Annotated in this window: 20 protein-coding genes and 1 tRNA gene; 11 read left to right on the top strand and 10 right to left on the bottom strand. The window is 70.3% G+C overall.

Annotation, left to right across the window (positions count from 1 at the left end; all coding sequences use genetic code 11):
- Positions 1-23 precede the first annotated feature (23 nt).
- On the bottom strand, positions 24-1,043 hold the full coding sequence (locus RWS82_RS00105; RefSeq protein WP_314648132.1) for a LacI family DNA-binding transcriptional regulator: 1,020 nt from the start codon (positions 1,041-1,043) through the stop codon (positions 24-26).
- Positions 1,044-1,194: 151 nt separating this feature from the next.
- Here RWS82_RS00105 and RWS82_RS00100 point away from each other — a divergent pair, with 151 nt between their 5' ends.
- Genes RWS82_RS00100 through RWS82_RS00065 form a run of 8 tightly spaced genes read left to right on the top strand, consistent with a single transcriptional unit; the run spans position 1,195 to position 10,948 of the window.
- A complete protein-coding gene (locus tag RWS82_RS00100) occupies positions 1,195-2,712 on the top strand; it encodes a sugar ABC transporter ATP-binding protein (protein ID WP_314645576.1) in 1,518 nt (505 codons plus the stop codon).
- Positions 2,709-3,728: an ABC transporter permease gene (locus RWS82_RS00095; RefSeq protein ID WP_314645575.1), complete on the top strand. Its 1,020-nt coding sequence runs from the start codon at positions 2,709-2,711 to the stop codon at positions 3,726-3,728. The genes RWS82_RS00100 and RWS82_RS00095 overlap by 4 nt, the downstream gene beginning before the upstream one ends.
- Entirely contained in the window at positions 3,725-4,780 is a 1,056-nt protein-coding gene (locus RWS82_RS00090) for an ABC transporter permease (protein ID WP_314645573.1), read from the top strand. The genes RWS82_RS00095 and RWS82_RS00090 overlap by 4 nt, the downstream gene beginning before the upstream one ends.
- Positions 4,781-4,829: 49 nt before the next feature.
- Positions 4,830-5,867, top strand: a complete 1,038-nt coding sequence (rhaS, locus tag RWS82_RS00085; RefSeq protein WP_314645572.1) for a rhamnose ABC transporter substrate-binding protein — start codon at positions 4,830-4,832, stop codon at positions 5,865-5,867.
- A gap of 54 nt (positions 5,868-5,921) precedes the next feature.
- The gene (locus RWS82_RS00080; protein WP_314645571.1) at positions 5,922-6,299 is read left to right on the top strand and encodes an L-rhamnose mutarotase; all 378 of its coding nucleotides are present in this window, start codon (positions 5,922-5,924) and stop codon (positions 6,297-6,299) included.
- Positions 6,296-7,462, top strand: coding sequence for an L-rhamnose isomerase (gene rhaI / locus RWS82_RS00075; RefSeq protein ID WP_314645569.1), 1,167 nt, complete (start codon positions 6,296-6,298; stop codon positions 7,460-7,462). Before RWS82_RS00080 ends, rhaI begins: the two co-directional genes overlap by 4 nt.
- A 40-nt stretch (positions 7,463-7,502) precedes the next feature.
- Positions 7,503-9,539, top strand: a complete 2,037-nt coding sequence (locus tag RWS82_RS00070) for a bifunctional aldolase/short-chain dehydrogenase (protein WP_314645566.1) — start codon at positions 7,503-7,505, stop codon at positions 9,537-9,539.
- Positions 9,536-10,948: a rhamnulokinase family protein gene (locus RWS82_RS00065; protein ID WP_314645563.1), complete on the top strand. Its 1,413-nt coding sequence runs from the start codon at positions 9,536-9,538 to the stop codon at positions 10,946-10,948. Before RWS82_RS00070 ends, RWS82_RS00065 begins: the two co-directional genes overlap by 4 nt.
- Before the next feature lie 78 nt (positions 10,949-11,026).
- Here RWS82_RS00065 and RWS82_RS00060 read toward each other — a convergent pair whose 3' ends face one another.
- The 4 genes from RWS82_RS00060 to serS all read right to left on the bottom strand — a co-directional run bounded on the left by RWS82_RS00060 (position 11,027) and on the right by serS (position 14,599).
- The gene (locus RWS82_RS00060; protein ID WP_314645560.1) at positions 11,027-12,310 is read right to left on the bottom strand and encodes an LCP family protein; all 1,284 of its coding nucleotides are present in this window, start codon (positions 12,308-12,310) and stop codon (positions 11,027-11,029) included.
- A gap of 48 nt (positions 12,311-12,358) precedes the next feature.
- A tRNA-Ser gene (locus tag RWS82_RS00055) sits at positions 12,359-12,443 on the bottom strand.
- Positions 12,444-12,485: 42 nt separating this feature from the next.
- Positions 12,486-13,307: an HAD family hydrolase gene (locus tag RWS82_RS00050; RefSeq protein ID WP_314645558.1), complete on the bottom strand. Its 822-nt coding sequence runs from the start codon at positions 13,305-13,307 to the stop codon at positions 12,486-12,488.
- Positions 13,304-14,599 (bottom strand): serine--tRNA ligase, encoded by a 1,296-nt coding sequence (gene serS / locus RWS82_RS00045; protein WP_314645555.1) that lies wholly within the window; start codon positions 14,597-14,599, stop codon positions 13,304-13,306. The genes RWS82_RS00050 and serS overlap by 4 nt, the downstream gene beginning before the upstream one ends.
- 110 nt (positions 14,600-14,709) lie before the next feature.
- Between serS and RWS82_RS00040 the strand changes: the two genes are divergently transcribed.
- Positions 14,710-15,708, top strand: a complete 999-nt coding sequence (locus tag RWS82_RS00040; RefSeq protein ID WP_314645552.1) for a diacylglycerol kinase family protein — start codon at positions 14,710-14,712, stop codon at positions 15,706-15,708.
- A gap of 21 nt (positions 15,709-15,729) precedes the next feature.
- Here the strand turns inward: RWS82_RS00040 and RWS82_RS00035 are convergent, their stop codons facing one another.
- From RWS82_RS00035 to RWS82_RS00025, 3 genes are all read right to left on the bottom strand, one after another.
- The gene (locus RWS82_RS00035) at positions 15,730-16,461 is read right to left on the bottom strand and encodes a hypothetical protein (protein ID WP_314645549.1); all 732 of its coding nucleotides are present in this window, start codon (positions 16,459-16,461) and stop codon (positions 15,730-15,732) included.
- A 58-nt stretch (positions 16,462-16,519) separates the two neighbouring features.
- A complete protein-coding gene (gene cls, locus RWS82_RS00030; RefSeq protein WP_314645546.1) occupies positions 16,520-17,980 on the bottom strand; it encodes a cardiolipin synthase in 1,461 nt (486 codons plus the stop codon).
- Positions 17,981-18,074: 94 nt separating this feature from the next.
- Positions 18,075-18,248 (bottom strand): hypothetical protein, encoded by a 174-nt coding sequence (locus RWS82_RS00025; RefSeq protein WP_314645543.1) that lies wholly within the window; start codon positions 18,246-18,248, stop codon positions 18,075-18,077.
- Between the two features lie 114 nt (positions 18,249-18,362).
- On the opposite strand from RWS82_RS00025, the gene RWS82_RS00020 reads away from it, so the two are divergent.
- The gene (locus tag RWS82_RS00020) at positions 18,363-19,487 is read left to right on the top strand and encodes a DUF4192 domain-containing protein (protein WP_314645541.1); all 1,125 of its coding nucleotides are present in this window, start codon (positions 18,363-18,365) and stop codon (positions 19,485-19,487) included.
- Here RWS82_RS00020 and lysS read toward each other — a convergent pair.
- Positions 19,480-21,033 (bottom strand): lysine--tRNA ligase, encoded by a 1,554-nt coding sequence (gene lysS, locus RWS82_RS00015; RefSeq protein ID WP_314645539.1) that lies wholly within the window; start codon positions 21,031-21,033, stop codon positions 19,480-19,482. The genes RWS82_RS00020 and lysS overlap by 8 nt on opposite strands.
- Positions 21,034-21,112: 79 nt before the next feature.
- On the opposite strand from lysS, the gene RWS82_RS00010 reads away from it, so the two are divergent.
- On the top strand, positions 21,113-22,921 hold the full coding sequence (locus RWS82_RS00010; protein ID WP_314645537.1) for a DUF2207 family protein: 1,809 nt from the start codon (positions 21,113-21,115) through the stop codon (positions 22,919-22,921).
- Between the two features lie 34 nt (positions 22,922-22,955).
- On the opposite strand, the gene RWS82_RS00005 is transcribed toward RWS82_RS00010, so the two are convergent.
- Positions 22,956-23,774: a DUF2520 domain-containing protein gene (locus RWS82_RS00005; RefSeq protein ID WP_400190063.1), complete on the bottom strand. Its 819-nt coding sequence runs from the start codon at positions 23,772-23,774 to the stop codon at positions 22,956-22,958.
- Positions 23,775-23,803: the final 29 nt, after the last annotated feature.

The raw sequence follows: 23,803 nt of genomic DNA, 5'->3' as shown, positions 1-23,803 counted from the left end.
ATCGTAACGGATTCGACGGGCTGTCACGAACCGGGGCCGCCGTCGCCGACGGTCGAGGTGCGTGCGACGAGCTCGGGGCGGAACAGCACGTGTTCGCGGGATGGCGCCTCGCGCCCCTGGCTGCGCAACAGCAGGTCGACGGCGGTGGAGCCGATGAGCGCGGCGGGCTGGCGCACCGAGCTGAGCGGGATGACGGCCGCGGCGGCGAAGTCGATGTCGTCGTAACCGATGAGGGCGATGTCGTCGGGCACGCGCGCGTCTCCGGTCATCACCAGGCTCTGCAGGATGCCGAGGGCGAGCAGATCGTTCGACGCGAACACCGCGTCGGGTCGCTCGGCGCGCGGGCGGTCGAGGATGAGCCGTCCCGCCCGGCGCCCCTCCTCGACGGTCAGCGCCGCGGTGGCCACGAACTCCAGGCCGACGCCCGCCGCCGCGGCCGCCGCCTGTGCGCCGCTGAGACGATCCGACACCTGGCGCAGCGCGACGGGGCCGCCGACGAAGGCGATGCGGCGTCGGCCGAGACTCAGCAGATGCTCCATCGCGATGCGACCGCCCTCGACGTCGTCGACGGCGACGGAGGCGAAGCGCTCATCATGCGACTCGCGGTCGACGAGCACCGCGTGCGTGCCTCGATCGTGCATGCGGGCGAGCCGCGGAAGGGACTCCGCCACGGGCGTCACGAGCACACCCGTGACGCGCTGCTCTTCGAACAGGTCGAGGTGCATCGCCTCGCGCTCCTGCTTCTCGTCGCTGTTGGCCACGAGCACGGAGAGGCCGTGCTCGTCTGCGCGCTCCTCGGCCCCGCGGATGATCTCGGCGAAGAACGGGTTGCGGATGTCGAGCACGACGAGGCCGATCGTACGGCTGCGGCCGGCGCGCAGCTGACGCGCGGCGTCGTTGCGCACGAAACCCAGCCTGTCGATGGATGCCTGCACCCGGGCGACGGTGTCGGCGGCGACTTTCTCGGGGCGGTTGAGCACGTTCGACACGGTCCCGACCGAGACTCCCGCATCTTCGGCGACCTCGCGCACACTCACCGCCACGGCGGCCTCCATCTCGTCTCGTCCGCGAAATGAAACGAATCAGTAACGGACGCGGTAACAGACTCTCATGCCGTCTTGACAGGCGTCAACACAGCCTTTACTGTCGGAGCCACAGGGTTTGAAACGATTCATTCCCTCAATGGAGAGAGAAATGATGTCCTCACCCTCGACCGCGCCTGTGCTGCAGCTCGCAGACGTGCAGAAGGCCTTCGGCTCGGTGATCGCCCTCCGCTCGGGAACGATCTCGGTCGATCCCGGATCGATCCACGCCCTCGTCGGCGAGAACGGCGCCGGCAAGTCCACGCTCGTCAAGATCGTCGCCGGCCTCTACCAGCGCGACGGCGGCACCTTCCGTCTGCGCGGAGAAGACGTCGACTTCACCTCGACCGCCCAGTCGAAGGCATCCGGCGTCGCGGTGATCTACCAGGAGCCCACGCTCTTCCCCGACCTCTCGGTCACCGAGAACATCTTCATGGGCCGACAGCCGACCGGTCGGCTGGGCCGCATCGACCGCAAGGCGATGCGGCACGAGGTCGAGCGGCTGTTCACGCGGCTCGGAGTCACGATCGACCCCGACCGCCCCGCCGAGGGTCTGTCGATCGCCGACCAGCAGGTCATCGAGATCGCGAAGGCGGTGTCGCTCGACGCCTCGCTGCTCATCATGGACGAACCGACCGCCGCGCTCTCCGGGGTCGAGGTCGAGCGGTTGTTCGCGATCGCGCGCAGCCTGCGCGACGAGGGCCGCGGGCTCATCTTCATCTCGCACCGCTTCGATGAGGTGTTCGCCCTCTGCGACACCGTCACCGTGATGCGCGACGGCGCCTACATCGCCACCAGCGCGATCGCCGACACGACGGTCGACGAGATCGTGCACCAGATGGTCGGCCGCGAGGTCACCGAGCTCTTCCCCAAGCAGGAGACGACGATCGGCGAGCCGTTGCTCCAGGTCGCAGGACTCACCAGCCCCGGCATCTTCCACGACATCTCGTTCACGGTGCGCTCGGGCGAGATCGTGGGGCTCGCCGGCCTCGTCGGCGCAGGTCGCAGCGAGGTGGCGCGCGCGATCTTCGGCGTCGACGGATACCGCGAGGGCAGCGTGACGATGAAGGGCCGCCGCATCCGGGCCCGTCGCCCGGTCGACGCCATGCGCGCCGGACTCGCCCTCGTGCCCGAGGACCGGCGCAAGCAGGGACTCGTCGTCGAGGCGGGGGTCGGCGGGAACATCACCCTCGCCATCCGTCGCCGTCTGGCGAAGTTCGGCTTGCTGACCACGGCGGTCGAGAATCGCGCCGCCCGCGAATGGGCCACCCGCCTCGAGGTCAAGTCGCACGCGCTCGACACCGTCGCCGCCACACTCTCCGGCGGCAATCAGCAGAAGGTCGTGCTGGCGAAGTGGCTGGCCACCCACCCCGAGGTGCTCATCATCGACGAACCCACCCGCGGCATCGACGTCGGCACCAAGTCGGAGGTGCACCGCCTGCTCTCCCAGCTCGCCGGAGAGGGGATGGGCATCCTCATGATCTCGTCGGAGCTGCCCGAGGTGCTCGGCATGGCCGACCGCGTGCTGGTCATGCGCGAGGGGCGCATCACCGCCGAGATCTCCCGCTCGGAGGCCACCTCCGAGAACGTCATGTTCGCCGCGACGCACGCATCGGAGCTCACCCCGTGACCACCGCCATCCCCGTCTCCGCTCTCACCAAGCGAATCTCCGGACTCGGCCGCGCGCGCGAGTTCGGCATCCTGCTCGCTCTCGTGCTCGTCGTCACCGCCGCGACGCTGAACAACCCGAAGTTCCTGTTCAGCGCCGACGGCTGGCGCGACCTGCTGCTCACGCCGTCGATCCTCGTGCTCGTCGCCGTCGGGCAGGCGATCGTGCTGGTGACCCGCAACGTCGACCTCTCCGTCGGCTCGGTCATGGGCCTCACCGCTTATCTCACCGGTCGCCTGTTCATCGACGTGCCCGGCATCCCGATCCCGTTGGTCGTGCTCGCCGCGGTGGTCTTCGGCGGCCTGCTCGGGCTCGTCAACGGCGCCCTCGTCGCCTACGCCAAGGTGCCGGCGATGGTCATCACCCTCGGCACGCTCTACGCCTACCGCGGCATCAACGTGCTGTGGACCGGCAGCGATCGGGTGAACGCATCCGACATGCCCCGCGAATTCCTCGCCCTCGGCACCGGGCAGATCCTCGGCATCCCGATCCTCGCGATCGTCGCCGTTGTCGTCCTGGCGGTGGCTGCCTGGTACATGAAGAACACCCGCGGGGGTCGCGAGTACTACGCGATCGGGTCCGACCCCGCTGCCGCCGAGCTCTACGGCCTGCAGGTCACCCGTCGGGTGCTCACCGCCTTCGTGCTCTCCGGCGCGCTCGCCGGCCTCGCCGGAGTCTTCTACGCCGCCCGCTACGGCACCATCAATTCGCAGGCGGGCGCCGGGTGGGAGCTCGACGCCGTCGGCGCGGCCGTCATCGGCGGCGTCGCCATCACCGGCGGCATCGGTTCGGTGTGGGGCGCGGCCATCGGCGCCGTACTGCTGCTCACGATCAACCGGGCACTGCCCATCCTCGGCATCCCCGACTTCTGGCAGCGCGCCGTCGTCGGTCTGCTGATCATCGGCGCCATCGTGCTCGACCGCGTCCTCGCGGTACGGCAGAGACGGCGGCTCATCGAGGCGAGGGACGAATCATGACCACCGCGACAACGACCACGTCGACGACGCGGGTGATCCGCGACTACGACCGCCCGCTCTGGCGGCGGCTGCTGCTCACCCGCGAGGCGGCCATCGTCGCGCTCCTCCTGCTCGTCGCGATCGTCTCGGCCTCCACGGTGCGGGGCTTCGGTCAGCCGATCACCCTCACCTACCTACTGCTCGACATCGCGCCGATCCTGCTCATCGCGCTGCCGATGACCCTGATCATGATCACCGGCGAGATCGACCTCTCCGTCGGCAGCATGGTGGGCCTGTCGAGCGTCGTCACCGGAGCACTCGTGCAGGGCGGCTTGCCCTTCGAGGTCGCGGCTCTCGCCGCCCTCGTGGTCGGAGTCGTCGGCGGAGCGTTCAACGGCTTCCTGGTGACCGTCGTCGGGCTGCCTTCCCTCGCCGTCACCATCGGCACCCTCGCCCTCTTCCGCGGACTCGCCGTCGGCTTCCTCGGCACGACGGCCGTGACCGACTTCCCCGAGGTCTGGACCGATCTCGCGAAGGCGAAGATCACGGGCACCTCGATCCCGGCGATCATGATCCCGTTCCTCGTGCTGCTCGCAGCGTTCGTGGTGCTGCTGCACTTCACGCCGTTCGGCCGGGGCGTGTACGCCGTCGGCCTGTCGAAGGACGCCGCGCACTTCTCCGGCGTGAACGTCGAGCGCACCAAGTTCGTGCTGTTCGTGCTCTCGGGCGCGGTCGCCGCGTTCGCCGGCATCTTCTACACGCTGCGCTACGGCAGCGCCCGGGGCGACAACGCCACCGGCCTGGAGCTGCAGGTCATCGCCGCGGTCGTGCTGGGCGGCGTGTCGGTCTTCGGCGGCCGCGGCCAGATCTACGGCGTCATCGCCGCCGCCCTCCTCATCGGATCGCTCGCCAGCGCCCTGCGCCTCGTGAACGTCACCTCCGATGTCATCAACATCATCACCGGGGCACTGCTCGTGATCTCGGTGGTCGGTGCAAGCGTCCTGGCCTGGGTGCAGAAGAAGCGCCGCCGGCCGGGCAGACCCCCTGTCGGCGTCGCCACCACAGCGTCATGACACCGATGGACGCCGCGCCCGCGGCAACTCCCGACGAAAGGAACGAACAATGATGTTTGCACGCACGCGCGTGGCCGCGGTCGCCGCGCTCGCGGTCGCCGCAGCGGTCGCCCTCACCGGCTGCACCACCGGCTCCGGTGACGGCGACGGCGGCGGATCGGGTGGCGACAGCTCCAACCTGTCGATCACCTTCCTGCCGAAGAACCTCGGCAACCCGTACTTCGACACGTCGAGCGAGGGCGGCAAGAAGGCCGTCGCCGAGTTCGGCGGCGAGTTCTCCGAGGTCGGACCGGCCGAGGCCACCCCCGACGCGCAGGTCAGCTACATCAACACCGCCACCCAGCAGGGCGTGGGCGCTCTCGTCGTCTCGGCGAACGACCCCAAGGCGATCTGCGACGCTCTCAACGAGGCGCGAGACGCCGGGGTCAAGGTCGTCACGTTCGACTCCGACACCGACACCGAGTGCCGCGACCTGTTCATCAACCAGGCCGACTCCGAGGGCATCGCGAAGGTGCAGATCGACGAGATCGCCGAGCAGATCGGCGGCGCCGGCGAGATCGCCGTGCTGTCGGCCTCGGCGAACGCGACGAACCAGAACGCCTGGATCGAGCTGATGGAGGAGTACGTCGCCAGCGACTACCCCAACATCACCATCGTCGAGACCGTGTACGGCGACGACGACGACCAGACCTCGTTCGACAAGACGGCGGCGCTCCTGCAGACCCACCCCGACCTCAAGGGCATCGTCTCGCCCACGACCGTGGGCATCGCGGCCGCCGCCCGCTACCTCTCGACCTCGGACTTCAAGGGCCAGGTCGCGCTGACCGGACTCGGCACCCCGAACCAGATGCGCGAGTACGTCGAGGACGGCACCGTCACCTCCTTCGCCCTGTGGAACCCGGCCGACCTGGGCTACCTCGCCGCCTTCGCGGCGCAGGCGCTCATCGCCGGCGACATCACGGGCGAGGAAGGCGACACGTTCGAGGCCGGAGACCTGGGCGAGTACACCGTCGGAGCCGATGGCGTCGTGCTCCTCGGCGACCCGTTCGTCTTCAACGCCGACAACATCGGCGACTTCGACTTCTGAGTCACCCGTCCGGCCGGCATCCGCGGATGCCGGCCGGATACCGGAAGGACACCCATGACCCGCGTCGCGTTCCAGCTCCGCATCCGCCCCGATCTGGTCGAGGAGTACGTCGCGCGTCACACACCCGTGCGGGCCGAGATGCTCGCCGAGATCGCGGCCGCCGGCCGTCGCGACTACTCCCTGTTCCTGGGCGAGGGTGGCGTGCTGTTCGGCTACTACGAGACCGATGACGACGCCGCCGCTCAGGCCTACCTCGCCGCCTCCCCGATCGCCGCTCGATGGGAAGCCGAGATGGCTCCCTACTTCGACGGACTCGACGGCCGCCCCGACCAGGCAGCCGCCCCGCTGACCGAGGTCTTCCACCTCGAAGACCAGCTCGCCGCCGCCGGCGGGCACCACGCATCACCCTTCGACGAAAGCAGTGCATCGTGAGCATCCTCACCCCCGACATCCTCGCCGCGCTCGAGAAGCAGGCCATCGAGCTCCCGAGCTGGGCGTTCGGGAACTCCGGCACGCGCTTCAAGGTCTTCGGCACTCCCGGCACGCCCCGCGACCCGTGGGAGAAGATCGCGGATGCCGCGCAGGTGCAGAAGTACACCGCGCTCGCCCCCTCGGTCGCGCTGCACATCCCGTGGGACGTGGTCGACTCGTTCGCCGACCTGCGCACCTACGCCGAGGATCTCGGCGTGACGCTGGGCACGATCAACTCCAACACGTTCCAGGACGACGACTACAAGTTCGGCGCCCTGACCCACGAAGACGCCGCGGTGCGCCGCAAGGCCATCGACCACCATCTCGCCTGCATCGACGTGATGGACGCGACGGGCAGCCGCGACCTGAAGATCTGGCTCGCCGAGGGCTCGAACTACCCCGGTCAGGCCGACCTCCGCGGTCGCCAGGACCGACTGCAGGAATCGTTGCAGCAGATCTACGCACGCCTGGGCGACGACCAGCGCCTCGTGCTCGAGTACAAGTTCTTCGAGCCGGCTTTCTACCACACGGATGTTCCGGACTGGGGCACCTCGTACGCGCAGGTGAGCGCACTCGGCGACAAGGCGATGGTGTGCCTCGACACGGGGCACCACGCCCCCGGCACGAACATCGAGTTCATCGTCATGCAGCTGCTGCGACTCGGCAAGCTCGGCTCGTTCGACTTCAACTCCCGCTTCTACGCCGACGACGACCTCATCGTGGGCGCCGCCGACCCGTTCCAGCTGTTCCGCATCCTCTTCGAGGTGGTGCGCGGCGGCGGCCTCGGCAACCCCGACGTGGCCTTCATGCTCGACCAGTGCCACAACGTCGAGGAGAAGATCCCCGGGCAGATCCGGTCGGTGCTGAACGTGCAGGAGATGACCGCCCGCGCGCTGCTCGTTGACCGCGACGCCCTGTCCGCCGCCCAGAAATCCGGAGACGTGCTCGCCGCCAACGCCGTCTTCATGGATGCGTTCTACACCGACGTGCGCCCGGCCCTCGCCGAGTGGCGCGAGAGTCGCGGCATGGCCGCCGACCCCATGGCCGCCTACGCCGCCTCCGGCTACGCCCCGAAGATCGCCGCCGATCGCGTCGGCGGCGTGCAGGCCGGCTGGGGCGCCTGAGCGCCGACCCGATTTCTCCTTCACGATCGAAAGACACGACATGACGAATCCGACCGCCGCCGCTCTTCTCGCGCGCAGCAACCGCCTCGGCTCCGACCCGAAGAACACCAACTACGCGGGCGGAAACACATCGGCGAAGGGCTCCGAGGTCGACCCCGTCACCGGGCAGCCCGTCGACCTGCTGTGGGTGAAGGGCTCGGGCGGCGACCTGGGCACGCTCACCGAGCAGGGGCTGGCCGTGCTGCGCCTCGACCGGATGCGCCAGCTCGTCGACGTGTACCCCGGCGTCGACCGCGAAGACGAGATGGTCGCGGCCTTCGACTACTGCCTGCACGGCAAGGGCGGCGCGGCTCCCTCGATCGACACGGCCATGCACGGCCTCGTCGACGCGGCGCACGTCGACCACCTGCACCCGGACTCGGGCATCGCGATCGCAACCGCCGCCGACGGCGAAGCCCTCACGGCGGCGATCTACGGCGACAAGGTCGCCTGGGTGCCCTGGCGGCGCCCCGGCTTCCAGCTCGGCCTCGACATCGCCGCCATCAAGGAGGCGAACCCGCAGGCCATCGGCTGCATCCTCGGTGGCCACGGCATCACGGCGTGGGGCGACACCTCCGACGAGGCCGAGACGAACTCGCAGTGGATCATCGACACGGCGGCCGCGTACATCGCCGAACACGGTTCCGAGCGGCCGTTCGGCGCCGAGCGCGCCGGGTTCACCCCGCTGCCCGACGCGGAACGGCGCGACCGCGCGGCGGCTCTCGCGCCGACCATCCGCGGCATCGCCTCGACCGACAAGCCCATGGTCGGGCACTTCACCGATGCCGAGGTGGTGCTCGACTTCCTCGCCTCCGAGAAGGCTCCGGCGCTGGCGGCGCTCGGCACGAGCTGCCCCGACCATTTCCTGCGCACCAAAGTGAAGCCGCTGATCCTCGACCTGCCGGCGACGGCATCCGTCGACGATCAGATCGCCCGCCTGCACGAGCTGCACGCCGCCTACCGCGCCGACTACCAGGCGTACTACGACGCGTACGCGACGGCCGACTCCCCCGCGATCCGCGGCGCCGATCCGCTCATCGTGCTGGTGCCCGGAGTGGGGATGTTCTCCTACGGCGCGAACAAGCAGACCGCTCGCGTCGCCGGCGAGTTCTACGTCAACGCCATCAACGTGATGCGGGGGGCCGAGGCGCTGTCGACGTACTCCCCCATCTCCGACGCCGAGAAGTTCCGCATCGAGTACTGGGCGCTGGAGGAGGCGAAGCTGCAGCGGATGCCGAAGCCGAAGTCCCACCAGGGGCGCGTCGCATTCGTCACCGGCGCCGCGAGCGGCATCGGCAAGGCCATCGCCACGCGCCTCGCCGCCGAGGGCGCCTGCGTCGTGATCGCCGACCTCGACCTCGAGAAGGCGCAGGCCGCGGCCGCCGAGCTCGGCAACACCGACGTCGCGATCGGCGTCGCCGCGAACGTCGCCGACGCCGATGCCGTGCAGGCCGCGCTGAACGAGGCCGTGCTCGCGTTCGGCGGCGTCGACCTCGTCGTCAACAACGCCGGACTGTCGCTGTCGAAGCCCCTGCTGGAGACCACCGAGAAGGACTGGGACCTGCAGCACGACGTCATGGCGAAGGGATCGTTCCTCGTGTCGAAGGCGGCCGCCCGCGCCCTCATCGACCAGAAGCTCGGCGGCGACATCATCTACATCTCGTCGAAGAACTCCGTCTTCGCCGGCCCGAACAACATCGCCTACTCGGCCACGAAGGCCGACCAGGCGCACCAGGTGCGGCTGCTCGCCGTCGAGCTCGGCGAGCACGGCATCCGCGTCAACGGCATCAACCCCGACGGCGTCGTGCGCGGCTCCGGCATCTTCGCCTCGGGCTGGGGCGCGAACCGCGCGGCGACGTACGGCGTCGCGGAGGAGGACCTGGGCCAGTTCTACGCGAACCGCACCATCCTCAAGCGCGAGGTCGTGCCCGAGAACGTCGCCGACGCCGTGTACGTGCTCACCGGGCCCGAGCTGAGCCGCACCACCGGTCTGCACATCCCCGTCGACTCCGGCGTCGCCGCCGCGTTCCTGCGATGAGCACCCGCGCCGTCGCGGCGGTCGACCTCGGTGCCACCAGCGGCCGGGTGATGATCGGCCGCGTCGGCGACGGGACGCTCGACCTCGAACTCGTCTCCCGCTTCCCGAACGGTCCCGTCGAGCGCGAGGACGGTCTCCATTGGGACTTCTCCGCGCTGTACGAGCACGTTCTCGACGGCCTCGCCGAGGCCGTGCGTCGGGAGCCGGGGATCGAGAGCATCGGCATCGACTCGTGGGCCGTCGACTACGGCCTCCTCGTCGGCGACGAGCTGCTCGCCGAGCCGTTCCATTACCGCGACGGCCGCACCGCCCGCGGCGTCGCCGAGGTGCACGGCATCGCGCCCTTCGCCGAGCTGTATCGCCGCAACGGACTGCAGTTCCTGCCGTTCAACACGCTCTACCAGTACCGGGTCGACGAGCGGCTGGCGGAGGCCGATACGGCCCTGCTCATCCCCGACCTCATCGCGTACCTGCTCACCGGTGAACGGGTCGCCGAACGCACGAACGCGTCGACCACCGGTCTGCTCGACCTGCACTCGGGCGACTGGGACGTCTCGCTCGCCGAGCGCCTGGGCATCCAGCCGTCGCTCCTGCCGCGCCTCGTCGACCCTGGGACGACGATCGGACGCCTCCGACCCGCGATCGCGGCCCGGATCGGCAGCGATGCCCCGGTGATCGCCGTGGGGTCGCACGACACCGCGTCCGCCGTGGTCGCGGTGCCGATGACCTCGGCCGCTCCCGCGTACATTTCCTGCGGCACCTGGGGCCTCGTCGGCGTCGAGACCACGGTTCCGGTCGTCACCGACGCCGCCCGTGAGGCGAACTTCACCCACGAGCGCGGGGTCGACGGGCACTTCCGGTTCCTTCACAACGTCGCCGGTCTCTGGTTGCTCAGCGAGACGCTCCGCGCCTGGGAGGAGGAGGACGGCGCCCCGGTCGACCTGGCGGCGCTCCTGGCCGCGGCCGCCGATGTCGACGAGGCCGTGCCGGTCTTCGACGCCAACGACCCGTCCCTCGCGGCGCCCGGGGGGATGCCGGCGCGTATCGCGGCGCTCCTGACCGCGGCCGGCGCGGAGCCACCGCGAGACCGCCCGGAGTTCGCGCGCGTCATCATCGAATCGATCGCCGAGGCGTTCGCGGATGCGGTGGGCACCGCATCCGCCCTGACGCGTCGCGACATCGACACCGTGCACCTGGTCGGCGGCGGGTCGCTCAACACCGTGCTCTGCCAGGCGACCGCCGATCGCACGGGCCTTCCCGTGCTCGCCGGTCCCGTCGAGGCGACGGCACTCGGCAACGTGCTCGTGCAGGCCCGCGCGCTCGGCGCTGCACCCGCGACCCTCGACGGGCTCCGGGCCCTCGTCGCGTCGACGCACGCGCCGCAGCGCTACGCTCCCCGCTCGCGCTGAGAGCGAGGCACACGTCGAGACCCCCGGGGAATTCCTCCGGGGGTCTCGTCCGTCTCACAGTGCCGAGGCGCCGGTGCTCTACCGGACGTTGCCGTTCGAGCAGGTCTGCTGCGCGGCCGAGTTGCCCTTGATCGAGTTCGGCAGGGCCACCACGTTGTCGGGTGTGGCCTCAGGTGCCGGGGTGCCCTCGGCCGCGGGGGCGTCCGCCGCAGGCGGGGTGTCGGTCGTCGGGGTGTCGGCCGGCGCCGCCTCCTCGACGACGACGCCGTCGTTGCTGTTGTTCTCGTGCGTGATCTGCAGCTGCGCGTTCGCCTCGATGGCGTCGAAGAGCTCGCCCGCAGCGGTGTAGTTCGGCACCACCTTGTTCGGGTTGGCCGAGTCGGCACCGGAGGGGTACTGCACGAACACGATGTCCTCGAACGGCACCTCCTTGACGGCGAGGGCGATCTGCACGATCGTCATCGGGTCGTTGAGCGTGGTGCTCGTCTCGAGGTTGCTCAAGCCGACGGTCGCCAGGCGCAGCATCGTGCCGGGGTTGCCGAGCGTCTCGCTGCTGATGAGCTTGCGGGCCAGGCTCGACATGTACTGCTGCTGGTTGCCGATGCGGCCCAGGTCGCTGCCGTCGCCGACGCCGTGGCGCGTGCGCAGGAACTGCAGCGCCTCCAGGCCCTGCACGGTGTGCGTACCGGCGGCGAGGTCGAGGCCGGTGTAGCGGTCCTTGATCGGGTTCGCGAGGCACACGTCCACGCCGCCGATCGCGTTGGTGATCTCGATCACACCACCGAAGGTGACGGATGCCGCGAACTGCACCTCTTGGTCAGTGAGCTCGGAGATCGTCTTCACCACGCAGTTGAGACCGGCATCGCCGTACGCGACGTTGAGGGGCTGCTTGCTCATCGACGAGTGCACATCGCCGTTCTCGTCGGTGCACTGCGGGATCGGCACCATGAGGTCGCGGGGGAAGCTGACGACGGTCACGCGACGAGGGGCGTCGGAGACGTGGATCAGCAGGTTGACGTCGTTGAGATTGCCCTCGGCGTCGCTGCCGCTGCAGCGCTCGCCGAACAGCTCGGCGTAATTCTCCTCGCAGGTGTCGACGCCCGCGAGCACGAAGTTGAACCCGCCCTTGTACTCGCTGATGTCCGGCGGCACGGCCGAGGCGTCCTGCCCCTCGAGCTCCACCGCGTTGGCGAGCTGCGTGCTGCGCAGGTCGTAGGCGACGTACGCCGCGACACCGACGCCGCTCACCAGCAGCACGGCGAGGCCGATCGCGATGAACTTCAGCAGCTGGCTGAGGGGGCCGGGGGTACGGAGCTGTCCATGTCGGGCGATCGTGGCGCGACGACGGGTGTTCTCGGTCACTCGGGGCCTTTCGTGCGACGTCGGCGCCGGGGCGCGCCGTTCACAAAGCGGAGGGTGTGGGATTCGAACCCACGAGACATCTCTGCCCACTGGTTTTCAAGACCAGCTCCATCGGCCGCTCGGACAACCCTCCCGACAGAAGAATCCGCCGACAAGCCGTGAGTCTAGCCGAACTCTATTCTGCGGCGCTGACCTGGGCGGGCGCTGGAAGGGTGTCGAGCGCGCGTGCCAACCCGCCGTCCTCCACCGCATCGGTGATCTCGGTCGCCGCGTCCTTCACCTCGGCGGGAGCCTGACCCATGCCGACCGCGCGTCCGCCGAGCGAGCGGGCCCACCCGAACATGCCGATGTCGTTACGTCCGTCTCCCGCCACGAACACCCGCTCCCCCGCCATGCCCAGCTCGCCGCGCACGCGCTCCAGCGCGGTGCCCTTGTCGACGCCCTGCGGGGCGATGTCGAGCCACGCCGTCCAGCCGATCGCATACGACACCTCGTTGAGACCGGCATCCGCGACGAGACGGTGGAAGTCCTCCTCGTCGTGATCCGGCGAGACGACCACGATGCGCGAGACGGGGGCATCCGACAGCTCCTCGAACGTCACCCGCCGCCCGCCGTCGAGGGTCCAGTCGTCGAGCTGCTCGGTGAACAGGCGCTGTCCCGACGCGAGCTCGACCATGTACCGCGCCTCGGGCAGCCGGTCGCGCAGCAGGGCGAGGGCCGGCGTGGGGTCGAACGTCTCGACGTTCCACCGTTCCCACTCGTCGCCCACCCGCCGCATGGTGACGGCGCCGTTCGAGCACACGACGTACTCGGCGTCGATGCCGAGCTCCTCGACGTAGCGTCGCGTGGCCATCCAGCTGCGACCCGTCGCGATCGTCACGACGTGACCCGCCTCGCGAAGTCGGGAGATCGCCTCCGGCACCCCGGGGCTCATGGTCTCGTCCTGCAGGATGATGGTGCCGTCGACGTCGAGCCCGATCAGCCAGCGCTCGGTCATGCCTGGCCCTTCGTCTTCTCCGGCACGATGACCTCGAGCCCGCCGAGGTAGGGGCGGAGCACCTCGGGCACCCGCACCGAGCCGTCGGCCTGCTGGTGCGTCTCGAGCAGCGCCACGATCCACCGGGTGGTGGCCAGCGTGCCGTTCAGCGTGGCGACGTGCTGCGTCTTCGCGGTCCCCTCCTCTGCGGCGGGACGGTGGCGCACGTCGAGACGACGAGCCTGGTACGTGGTGCAGTTCGAGGTCGAAGTGAGTTCGCGGAACGCGCCCTGCGTCGGCACCCACGCCTCGATGTCGTACTTGCGTGCCGCGCTCGACCCGAGGTCGCCCGCCGCCACATCGATGACCCGGTACGCGAGGCCGAGCGAGGTGAGCATCTGCTCCTGCAGGGCGACGAGGCGCAGGTGCTCGGCCTCGGCGTCTTCCGGGGTGGTGTAGACGAACATCTCGAGCTTGTTGAACTGGTGCACGCGGATGATCCCGCGAGTGTCCTTGCCGTGCGACCCGGCCTCGCGGCGATAGCAGGTCGACCACCCGGCATACCGCAGGGCCCCGTCCGACAGGTCGACGATCTCGTCCTTGTGGTATCCGGCGAGCGCGACCTCGCTCGTGCCGACGAGGTAGAGGTCGTCTTCCTTGTCGAGGTGGTACACCTCGTCGGCGTGCTCGCCGAGGAAGCCCGTGCCCTGCATGATCTCGGGGCGCACGAGCGTCGGCGTGATGAGCGGCGTGAAACCGTTCTGCAGAGCGGTGTCGAGCGCGAGGTTCATGAGCGCGATCTCGAGGCGAGCGCCGATGCCGCGGAGGAAGTAGAACCGGGCCCCCGACACCTTCGCGCCGCGCTCCATGTCGATGGCTCCGAGGATCTCGCCGAGCTCGAGGTGGTCGCGCGGCTCGAAGTCGAACGCCGGCACCTCCCCCACGCGGCGCAGTTCGACGAAGTCGGCCTCGCCGCCGGCGGGCACCCCGTCGATGACGACGTTCTCGATCCGCGTGAGCGCTGCGGCAGCGACCTCGGATGCCTCATTGGCGGCCTGCTGGGCCTGCTTCACCCGGTCGGCCAGCTCCTTGGCCTGCGCGACGAGCGCGGCCTTCTCCTCTTTCGGCGCCTTCGCCACGACCTTGCCGAACGCGTTCTGCTCGGCGCGCAGCTCTTCGAAGGCGGTGAGGGCCGCGCGACGCGATCGGTCGGCTTCCAGCGCCGTGTCGACGGTGGTCTGGTCGTTGCCGCGCGCGGCCTGCGAGCGACGGACGATCTCGGGGTGGTCGCGGAGGAGGGCGAGGTCGATCATCCCCCGATTCTACGGGGGTCGCACACGCCCCGATCCGCCCCGGGGTCCTTCCCGAGACCGGGCCCGCCGGCGATGACGGCCGCGCCTCCGGCCGGGAATAGAGTATGGCCATGACGAAGCCCCCGTCCGCCCGACGACAGGCGGCCCTCGTCTACAACCCCATCAAGGTCGACGGCGCGCGGCTGCGGGCCGCGGTGCGCGAGCTCTCGCGTGACGAGGGCTGGGAGCATCCGGCGTTCTACCCGACGACGATCCAGGATGCCGGACAGACGGCCACCGCCCAGGCCCTCGCACGCGGGGTCGACGTGGTTCTGGTGGCGGGAGGAGACGGCACCGTGCGCGCCGTGTCGGAGGCGATCGCGGGCACGGGCGTCCCCCTGGCGATCGTGCCGAGCGGGACGGGGAACCTGCTGGCGCGCAACCTCGCCCTCCCCCTGGCCTCGCCGGACGAGATGATCCGCGCGGCCCTGACCGGGGAGCGGCACGCGATCGACATCGGATGGGCACGCATCACCCGCGAGAGCGGCGAGGAGGCCGAGCATGCCTTCGTCGTGCTCGCGGGCGTCGGGTTGGACGCCGACATGATCGCCAACACCCGTCCCGACCTCAAGCGCTCGGTCGGCTGGATCGCGTACGTCGACGGCGCCGCGCGATCGCTGGCCAACGCTTCGCCGTTCCGATCGGTCTACCAGGTCGACGACGGCCGCCTGCACTCGAACCGGGTGCACAGCATCCTGTTCGCGAACTGCGGGATGCTGCCCGCCGGCATCTCGCTCATCCCCGAGGCCTCGATCGCCGACGGCATTCTCGACGTCGCGGTGATCCGGCCGTCGGGGGCGTTCGGATGGTTCAACGTCTGGCGTCGCATCTGGTGGGAGAACTCCGTGCTGCGCCGCTTCCCCGCGGGTCACCGCATCCTCGAACGGCGGGGGCGGGATGCCTCGGTGCACTACTTCCAGGGCCGGATCGCCGAAGCGGCGGCCACGAAGCCCACGCCGGTCGAGCTCGACGGCGACGAGTTCGGCCTGGCCGTGCGCATGACCTGCCGGGTCGACGCCGCGGCGCTGCTGCTCGCTCTGCCCGCGAACCATCCGATCGACGCGCTCTGACTGCGCGCCGGCCGGCGCAGGTCACACGCCGGGGATCGTCACCACTCCGTCGACCCCGCCGCCCACGAGGGTGAGGGTGAACGGAGCATCGTCGTCGACCGAACCCTCCGCGAACGACAGGAGGGTCGCGCGGGGCGCCATGTCCATGGTGCACACCTGACCCTCGACCGTCGCGAACTCGACGGTGCCGGCGTTCCCCGAGCCCTCGATGGTCGAGGCGATCGGCGGGCAGCCCGACGACCCCCAGGTGAGGAGCACGAGCGAGCCGTCATCGACCCATCCGGCCGACGGCTCGTACGACGTGGGTTCGCCGGGGACACCCGCGACCTGCCGCCCACCGATCTCTACGTCGTCGGTGGCGTCGGCGTACGTGACCGAGAGCGTGATGTCGCTCGTCGGGTCGACGCCGGCCGGCAGCGCACCCAGGCTCGCCCGCTGCGCCATGTCCGCGGTGCAGACCTGATCGCCGTCGGCGTCCTCGAGCGTCACCGAGACCTCCTGGCCCTGGGCCGTGACCTCGGTCACGTTCGGGACGCAGCTCGACGACCCCCAAGTCACGACGGCGAACATGCGTCCGTCGTCGAGGAGGGCCCCGGACATGTCGTCGGCGTCGTCGTCCGGCGCCTGCGCCTCACCCGACGGGTTCGAGGTGTTCTGCGGCGAGGCCGCCCCCGGGCCGACCGTGCAACCGGCGATGAGGACGACCGCGGCGAGCGCGGAGAGGGCAGCGGCGAGGCGAGGGGCGGAGGTCATGCCCTCAGGGTAACCGTGGCACTCCGTCCCGAGGAACGGGGGTTGACAGCATCGCCCGCTACTGCAGAGCGGAGGTGAGGCGCGCGAGGTTGTCGAGCACCGTCGACCGCAGCGGCTGCTGCTCCCACTCCTCGAGGGTGAGTTCGCGGCTGAGGGAACGGTACGTGTCTTCCACCTCGCGCATCTCGGTGACGAACTCCTGCCCGCGCACCAGCATCGACACCTCCATGTTGAGACCGAAGGAACGCATGTCCATGTTGCTCGACCCGATCACCGCGACCTCGTCGTCGACGGTGAGGCTCTTCGTGTGCAGGATGTACGGCTTGCGGTACATCCAGATGCGCACGCCCGCGCGCAGCAGCGCCTCGTAGTAGCTGCGCTGGGCGTGGTAGACCATGGCCTGGTCGCCCTCCTCCGACACGAACAGCTCGACGGCCACCCCGCGGTCGACCGCCGCGGTGACGGCGAGCAGCAGGGCCTCGTCGGGGACGAAGTACGGGCTGACGATCATGATGCGATCCTTGGCCGCGTACAGCAGCCCGAGGAACAGGCGCAGGTTGTTCTCGACCTCGAAGCCGGGGCCGGAGGGGACGACCTGGCAGTCGAGGTCGCCGGATCCGACCTCGGCGTGCGTGATGTCGATCTCTTCGAGCACCATGCCGGTCTCGCTGTACCAGTCGCTGAGGAAGATCGCGTTGACGCTGAGCACGACCGGGCCGTCGAGCCGCACCATCAGGTCGACCCAGTGCAGACCCCGCTTGATGTTCTTCTTGAGGTTGTAACTCGAGTCGGTGACGTTCTGCGACCCGAGGAACGCCACGGTGCCGTCGATGACGAGGAGCTTGCGGTGATTGCGCAGGTCGGGCCGCTGCATGCGTCCACGCTGCGGCTGAACCGGAAGCATGAGATGCCACTCCGCACCCATCTCGGTGAGGCGCCGGATCGTCTTCCGGTAGCGCGGCTTCCACCGGTTGGCCCAGTGGTCGAGCAGCACGCGCACCGAGACGCCGCGGGCCGCGACCTCCTCGAGGGCGCGGAAGAAGTTGTCGGTGGAGGCGTCGGACTGGAGGATGTAGAACTCCACGTGCACGTAGTCCTCGGCCTCGCGGATGGCGTCGGCCATGGCATCGAGCGACGCCTGGTAGTCGGAGATCAGGTGCGCGCCGTTGTCGCCCGAGAGGGGCAGCGCCCCGAGGCGCTGATTCATCTCGACCAGCGGGCCGAACCAGTCGGGTGCGTGCGGACGCAGGGTGCCGAAGTGCAGGTGCTCGCTCGTGGCGGCGATGTACTCGTTGATCTGGTCCTGCTTGCGTCGGCGCGCACGGGGCAGCCGCGGATTGCCGATGACGAGGAAGAGGAAGACGCCCACGAACGGCATGAAGAAGATTGCCAGCAGCCACGCCATGGCGGCGGTGGGACGACGGTTGCGGGGGATGACGATGATCGCCGTGATGCGGATGGCGAGGTCGAGGACGATCAGGAAGCCGGCGATCAGCCAGCCCACGCCCTCCACCGTCATGCTGCTCTCCTTCTAGCGCGCCGTGAGCGGCAGCGCCGCGCGTCACCGTCGCCGGTGCCGTTCGCTACACAGTAGTGGATGGGTCGGACGCCGCTCAGGGGCGGGGAGGAAGCCCGCGCGCGGCCCGTTCCTCGGCCTCGATCTGCGCGTGCACCTTGCGCTCGGTGCGGTCGAAGCGAAGGATGCCGCGGAGCACCATGAAGAAGATGGCGCTGACCCCCAGGGTCGGCAGGATCGACCATGCCGCAGCCACCCAGAAGTTGTCCATTCCTCCATCGTACCCGCCGCCACTCTCCCTGCGCCGGGAACACCCGAACGGAATACCGCCCACAGCCCACCGCACCGCCGGCGCAGCCATCGCGCCTGCCGCCACACTCCCCTCATGACCACGCTTCTCCGCGCCTCCGGCTCCGCCGAGTTCCTCAGCATCGTCCCTTCTCTCGCGGGCTTCACCCCGCGACGGAGCATCGTGCTCCTCCCCTTCCACGGCAGCCGCACGTGCGGCGCCATGCGTCTCGACCTCCCCCGGCCCGGCCTCGCGCCCGAGGCGTACGCCGACGCGCTGATCGGGCTCGTCGCGCGCGTGAGCGGGACGGATGCCGTCGCCGCCGTCGTCTACACCGACGAGGCCGCGCTCGACACGCGCGACGGCCTCGTGCTGCCGTTCGCAGTCGCGGTCGACGAGTTGCTCGGATGCGCCGAAGACGCCGGGCTGCGCATCGTCGACGCCCTGTGTGTGACACCGGACGGGTGGGCGAGCTACCTCGTCGACGATCCCGAGCTGCATCCGCTCGACGGCGTGCCGGCTGCTCCCGAGGTCCCGGGGGTCGGCGACGTGAGCGGCGATCAGGACAGCGGATCGGAACTGCCGACGGCCGACCTGGCCGACAAGGAGCGTGTCGGCCGCGCACTGCTGCGGCTGACAGCGGCACTCGATCCGGAGGCGCCCGATGACACCGAGGCGTCCAACGACCCGCAGACCCTCGCCGCCGTGGCGATGCTCGACGACATGCACGCCTTCTTCGAGCTGCTCATCGACGCCCGCGGGAAGCTCCCCCCGTTCGCCTGCGCGGCGCTGCTGTGGTGCCTGCAGCGCCCCGCGTACCGCGATGTGGCCCTGCTGCAGTGGGCGTCCGACCACCCGACCGGAGCGGAGGCGCTCGACGCCCAGCTGGCGTTCGCCGGCCGCGGGAAGTCGATCCCCGCCTCCATCGGCGAGGTGTTCCTCGGGCAGGGCCCGGCGCCCGACGCCGATCGGCTCCGACTCGCGCTCGAGGTCGTGCGCACGGCCGCGGCACAGGCGCCGCGAGCCGCTCGCGTCGCTCCCCTGACCGCGGCCGGGTGGCTCTCCTGGGCGCTCGGACGCTCGACGCACGCCGCGTCGTACCTCGAGGCCGCGCGCGAGATCGATCCCGAATACGGTCTGGCCGCCCTGCTGACCACCATGATCGACGCGGCGGTGCTGCCGGAGTGGACGTTCCGCCGTGCGGCCGCCGATGCTACTTGACGAGCGGGAAGAGGATCGTCTCGCGGATGCCCAGGCCGGTGATCGCCATCAGCAGACGGTCGATCCCCATGCCCATGCCACCGGACGGCGGCATACCGTGCTCCAGCGCACGCAGGAACTCCTCGTCGATGGGCATGGCCTCGACGTCGCCCCGTGCCGCGAGCTTCGCCTGCTCGACGAAGCGCTCCCGCTGGATCACCGGGTCGACGAGCTCGGAGTACCCGGTCGCGAGCTCGAACCCGCGGATATACAGGTCCCACTTCTCGACGACGCCGTCGATCGAGCGGTGCTCGCGCACGAGGGGCGAGGTGTCGACCGGGAAGTCCATGACGAAGGTCGGCCGCACGAGGTCGCCCTTGACGAAGTGCTCCCAGAGCTCTTCGACGAGCTTCCCGTGGGTGGCGTGCGGCGGGAGGTCGACGCCGCTCTGCTCGGCGAAGGCGATGAGATCGTCGACCGAGTCATGCGGCGTCACGGTGCGGCCGGAGGCCTGCGAGAGCGACTCGTACATCGAGATGCGGTCCCACTCGCCGCCGAGGTCGTACTCGGTGCCGTCGGCCCACGTGACCGTGGTCGAGCCGGCGACCGCGACGGCGGCGTTCTGCACGAGCTCCTGCGTCAGGGCCGCCATCTGCTCGTAGTCGCCGTACGCCTGGTAGGCCTCGAGCATCGCGAACTCGGGGCTGTGGGTCGAGTCGGCCCCCTCGTTGCGGAAGTTGCGGTTGATCTCGTAGACCCGCTCGATGCCGCCGACGACGGCGCGCTTGAGGTAGAGCTCGGGAGCGATGCGCAGGTAGAGCTCGGTGTCGAAGGCGTTCGAGTGCGTGACGAAGGGACGAGCGGATGCCCCGCCGTGCTGCACCTGCAGCATGGGGGTCTCGACCTCGAGGTAGTCGTGGCCGGTGAACGTGGCCCGCAGGCTCGCGTTGACCGCCGCGCGTGCGCGCACCGTCGTGCGGGCCTGCTCGCGCACGATGAGGTCGAGGTAGCGGCTGCGCACGCGGCTCTCCTCGCTGAGCTCGGCGTACGCGTTCGGCAGCGGCAGCACCGCCTTCGCCGCGATGGCCCAGCCGTCGGCCATGATCGACAGCTCGCCGCGACGGCTCGAGATCACCTCGCCGTGCACGAAGACGTGGTCGCCCAGGTCGACGTACTCCTTCCACTCGGCGAGCGACTCCTCGCCGACGTTCGCGAGCGAGATCATCGCCTGGATGCGCGAACCGTCGCCCGCCTGCAGCGTGGCGAAGCAGAGCTTCCCGGTGTTGCGGCTGAACACCACGCGTCCGGCGACGCCGACCACGACACCGGTCTCGGCACCGGCCTCGAGGGCCTGCTCGCCGCCCTCCCCGTAGGTCGCGCGGAGCGCGGGGATGGTGTGGGTCACGGGCACGCCGACGGGGAACGCCCCGCCACCGGCATCCGCCCGCTTCGCGATCAGGCGCTCGCGCTTCGCGAGACGCACCGCCTTCTGCTCGTGGATCTCGTCGTCACCGACCGCGGCGGGGTCGATGGGGGTCTGCTCGGGCGCGGCGGGCGCGTGCGTCATTCGATGCTCCTCAGGAAAGTCCTCCCAGTTTACCGAGGCCGTGCAGCGCTCCGCGGCGCGCGATGGGTAGCCTCGGGGGATGGCAGCTCCACGGTTCCTCCGCGCCCTGACCACCGCCCTCGCTGCGCTCGGCCTCGTCCTCCTCCCCGCGGCCGCCGCCTCGGCGAGCTCCACCGACGTCGACGACTTCTCCTACGCGTCGTGGGACGCCCACTACCGGGTGGGCCTCGACGACGAGGGGCGAGCGACCATGACGGTCACCGAGGAGCTGGTCGCTCGCTTCCCCGATACCGACCAGAACCGCGGGATCGTGCGCGGACTGGCGACCTCGTACGAAGGTGCCGGCCTCGACACACGCATCCTGTCGGTCACCGACGGCGACGGCGAACCCGTGCCCTACGAGACGGAGACCGACGACGGCGTGCTCTACGTGCTGACCGGCGACGACAGCTACGTGCGCGGACTCACCACCTACGTCATCGAATACGAGATGCGCGACGTCGTGCTCGCCGCGGAGAGCGGTGTCGACGAGTTCTACTGGGACCTCCTCCCCCTCGACAGCACGCAGGCGATCGAACGGTTCGATGCGACGATCACGGTCGACGATGCCCTCGCCCCCGGGCTGACGGGAGCGACCCGCTGCTACCAGGGCTTCTCGGGCGACGACGCGACGTGCACCATCGAGGGCCCGATCGACAGCGCCGACGGAGTCGAGTTCCGCGTCGGCTCCGGCGAGCGGGCGGCCGGCGACGGCATGACGGTGGCGATCGGCTTCGATGCGGCAACCGTGGTCCAGCCCCCCGCCCGCTTGCCGAACCCTCTGACCGATGTCGGTCCGATGCTCGCCACCGCCGGCACCGTCGCGCTGTCGATCGCGAGCTGGGTCGCCGTCACGGTGTTCAAGAAGCGACGCCGCACAGCATCCGGCATCGTTGTCGCCCAGTACGACGTGCCCGACGATCTGCCGCCTCTCCTGGCCGGCGCGCTTCTCCCCCGCGCCACAGCCGTGATCCCGGCGGAGATCGTGCACCTCGCCGTGCAGGGCCTGCTGCGCATCGAGGAAGGTCCGACCCCCGAACGGCCGCGACTGCGGCGTCTCTCCGGACGACCGGCACCCGATGCACTCGACGGCGAGGCCATGGATGCGCTGTTCCTCGGCACCGGCGACACCGGGGTGGTCGACATCCCCGACGCGAGCGAGACCTTCGCCGCACGCATGGGCGTGCTCGGGAAGCTCGGCGAGAAGCAGGCCGCCGCGCGCGGCTTCACCGAACGCCGACGGTCGCCCGCCGCCGTGGTGCTCGGGTGGATCGCGATCGCCCTGGCAGCCGCCTCGCTCGCCACCGCGATCTGGGGCGTCGCAAGCGGACGCCTGAGCGCGATCCCGGCGTTGCTCGTCGCCGCCTTCGGAGCCTTCCTCGTCCTCACGGCGTGCCTCTACGCCTTCGCCCGCCACACCGTGCTGACCCCGGAGGGGGCCCGTCGCCACGAGTACCTGCAGGGCGTCGAGGAGTTCATCCGGGTGGCGGAGGAGGATCGACTGCGGATGCTGCAGTCGTACTCGGGCGCCGAGCGCCGCCCGGACGGGTCGGCCAACGTGGTGCACGTCTACGAGCTGCTGCTGCCCTACGCGATCCTGTTCGGACGAGAGGACGAGTGGGCGCGAGTGCTCGAGAACGCCTATGCCTTCGAGCAGCGCGGCCCGGGGTGGATCGGAGACGGCCACACCCCCGGATTCCGGCCGAGCCTCGCCGCGTTCGCGCTCTCGACCTCCTCCGCCTCGACGTACACCGCACCCTCGACGGGCACTTCGTCGGGCTTTGGCGGTTCGTCCGGCGGCGGGTTCTCGGGAGGCGGCGGGGGCGGCGGCTTCTCCGGCGGCCGCTGACCGGCGGCCGCCGACCGCGGGCCGGCGACCGGCGTCAAAGGAGGGGCGGCGGATCGGAGGCGTCGCGCAGGGCGCGCTCCACGGTCGACTGCACCAGAGCCGACAGGTACCCGCCCGGGTTCTCGATGCCGATCTCACGCAACCGTGCCGTCGACTGTCCGATGATCGACCGGGAGAACTCGGTCGCCGTCTGGATGGCGTCGGCGTAGGCCGCGCGGTCGGCCTCGGCGACGACGACCGGCTCGCAGCCCATCTCGACGGCGAGCGCCTGCGCGATGGGCAGCACCGCGGCGGGCGCCGTCACCGCCGCGAACCCGGCCTGCAGCTGGCGCAGGTCGATCGAGGTGCCCGAGAAGGTGATGGCCGGGTGCACCGCGAGCGGGATCGCGCCCTTCTCGGCCGCGGGACGGAGCACCTCGATGCCGAACGCGGGATCGGTGTGCAGCACGAGCTGTCCGATCTGCCACCCACCGACCTCGGCGATCCCCGCGACCAGCGGTGCGAGTTGATCGTGTGGCACGGCGAGCACGACGAGCTCCGCCCGACGCACGACCTCGAGGGGCTCGAGCACCGGGACGTCGGGAAGCACCGCCGACGCACGCTCGTCGTCGGATCCGCTCGTGATCCCGACGATGGCGTGCCCGGCGCCGCCGAGTGCCGCGCCGATCACCGGCCCGACGCGTCCTGCGCCGATGATGCCGACGCCGAGGCGCCCGTCGCGCACCATCGGGTCAGTCCTCGGTCGCCGGGCGGGCGGCGGGAGGAGGCGGCGGAGGCGCGCCCTCGGAAGCCGCCCGGCGCTCCGCGCGGGTCGCCGGGATCGGCGGTTCCGGCGCGGGCGCGGGGCCTGCAGGGGGCGGGGGCATGTGCGGCGCGCCGGCC

This window comes from uncultured Microbacterium sp., from assembly GCF_963528945.1.
Taxonomy (GTDB): Bacteria; Actinomycetota; Actinomycetes; order Actinomycetales; family Microbacteriaceae; genus Microbacterium.
Note: the sequence above shows the minus strand (reverse complement) of the source record. Positions and strands in the feature narration are given on the sequence as shown.

Excerpts from the sequence above, each read along its gene's own strand:
- RWS82_RS00100 (WP_314645576.1), top strand. The coding sequence starts at position 1,195 with ATGATGTCCTCACCCTCGACCGCGCCTGTGCTGCAGCTCGCAGACGTG.
- RWS82_RS00090 (WP_314645573.1), top strand. The coding sequence starts at position 3,725 with ATGACCACCGCGACAACGACCACGTCGACGACGCGGGTGATCCGCGAC.
- rhaS (WP_314645572.1), top strand. The coding sequence starts at position 4,830 with ATGATGTTTGCACGCACGCGCGTGGCCGCGGTCGCCGCGCTCGCGGTC.
- RWS82_RS00080 (WP_314645571.1), top strand. The coding sequence starts at position 5,922 with ATGACCCGCGTCGCGTTCCAGCTCCGCATCCGCCCCGATCTGGTCGAG.
- RWS82_RS00070 (WP_314645566.1), top strand. The coding sequence starts at position 7,503 with ATGACGAATCCGACCGCCGCCGCTCTTCTCGCGCGCAGCAACCGCCTC.
- RWS82_RS00065 (WP_314645563.1), top strand. The coding sequence starts at position 9,536 with ATGAGCACCCGCGCCGTCGCGGCGGTCGACCTCGGTGCCACCAGCGGC.
- RWS82_RS00050 (WP_314645558.1), bottom strand. The coding sequence starts at position 13,307 with ATGACCGAGCGCTGGCTGATCGGGCTCGACGTCGACGGCACCATCATC.
- serS (WP_314645555.1), bottom strand. The coding sequence starts at position 14,599 with ATGATCGACCTCGCCCTCCTCCGCGACCACCCCGAGATCGTCCGTCGC.
- RWS82_RS00040 (WP_314645552.1), top strand. The coding sequence starts at position 14,710 with ATGACGAAGCCCCCGTCCGCCCGACGACAGGCGGCCCTCGTCTACAAC.
- RWS82_RS00035 (WP_314645549.1), bottom strand. The coding sequence starts at position 16,461 with ATGACCTCCGCCCCTCGCCTCGCCGCTGCCCTCTCCGCGCTCGCCGCG.
- cls (WP_314645546.1), bottom strand. The coding sequence starts at position 17,980 with ATGACGGTGGAGGGCGTGGGCTGGCTGATCGCCGGCTTCCTGATCGTC.
- RWS82_RS00025 (WP_314645543.1), bottom strand. The coding sequence starts at position 18,248 with ATGGACAACTTCTGGGTGGCTGCGGCATGGTCGATCCTGCCGACCCTG.
- RWS82_RS00020 (WP_314645541.1), top strand. The coding sequence starts at position 18,363 with ATGACCACGCTTCTCCGCGCCTCCGGCTCCGCCGAGTTCCTCAGCATC.
- lysS (WP_314645539.1), bottom strand. The coding sequence starts at position 21,033 with ATGACGCACGCGCCCGCCGCGCCCGAGCAGACCCCCATCGACCCCGCC.
- RWS82_RS00010 (WP_314645537.1), top strand. The coding sequence starts at position 21,113 with ATGGCAGCTCCACGGTTCCTCCGCGCCCTGACCACCGCCCTCGCTGCG.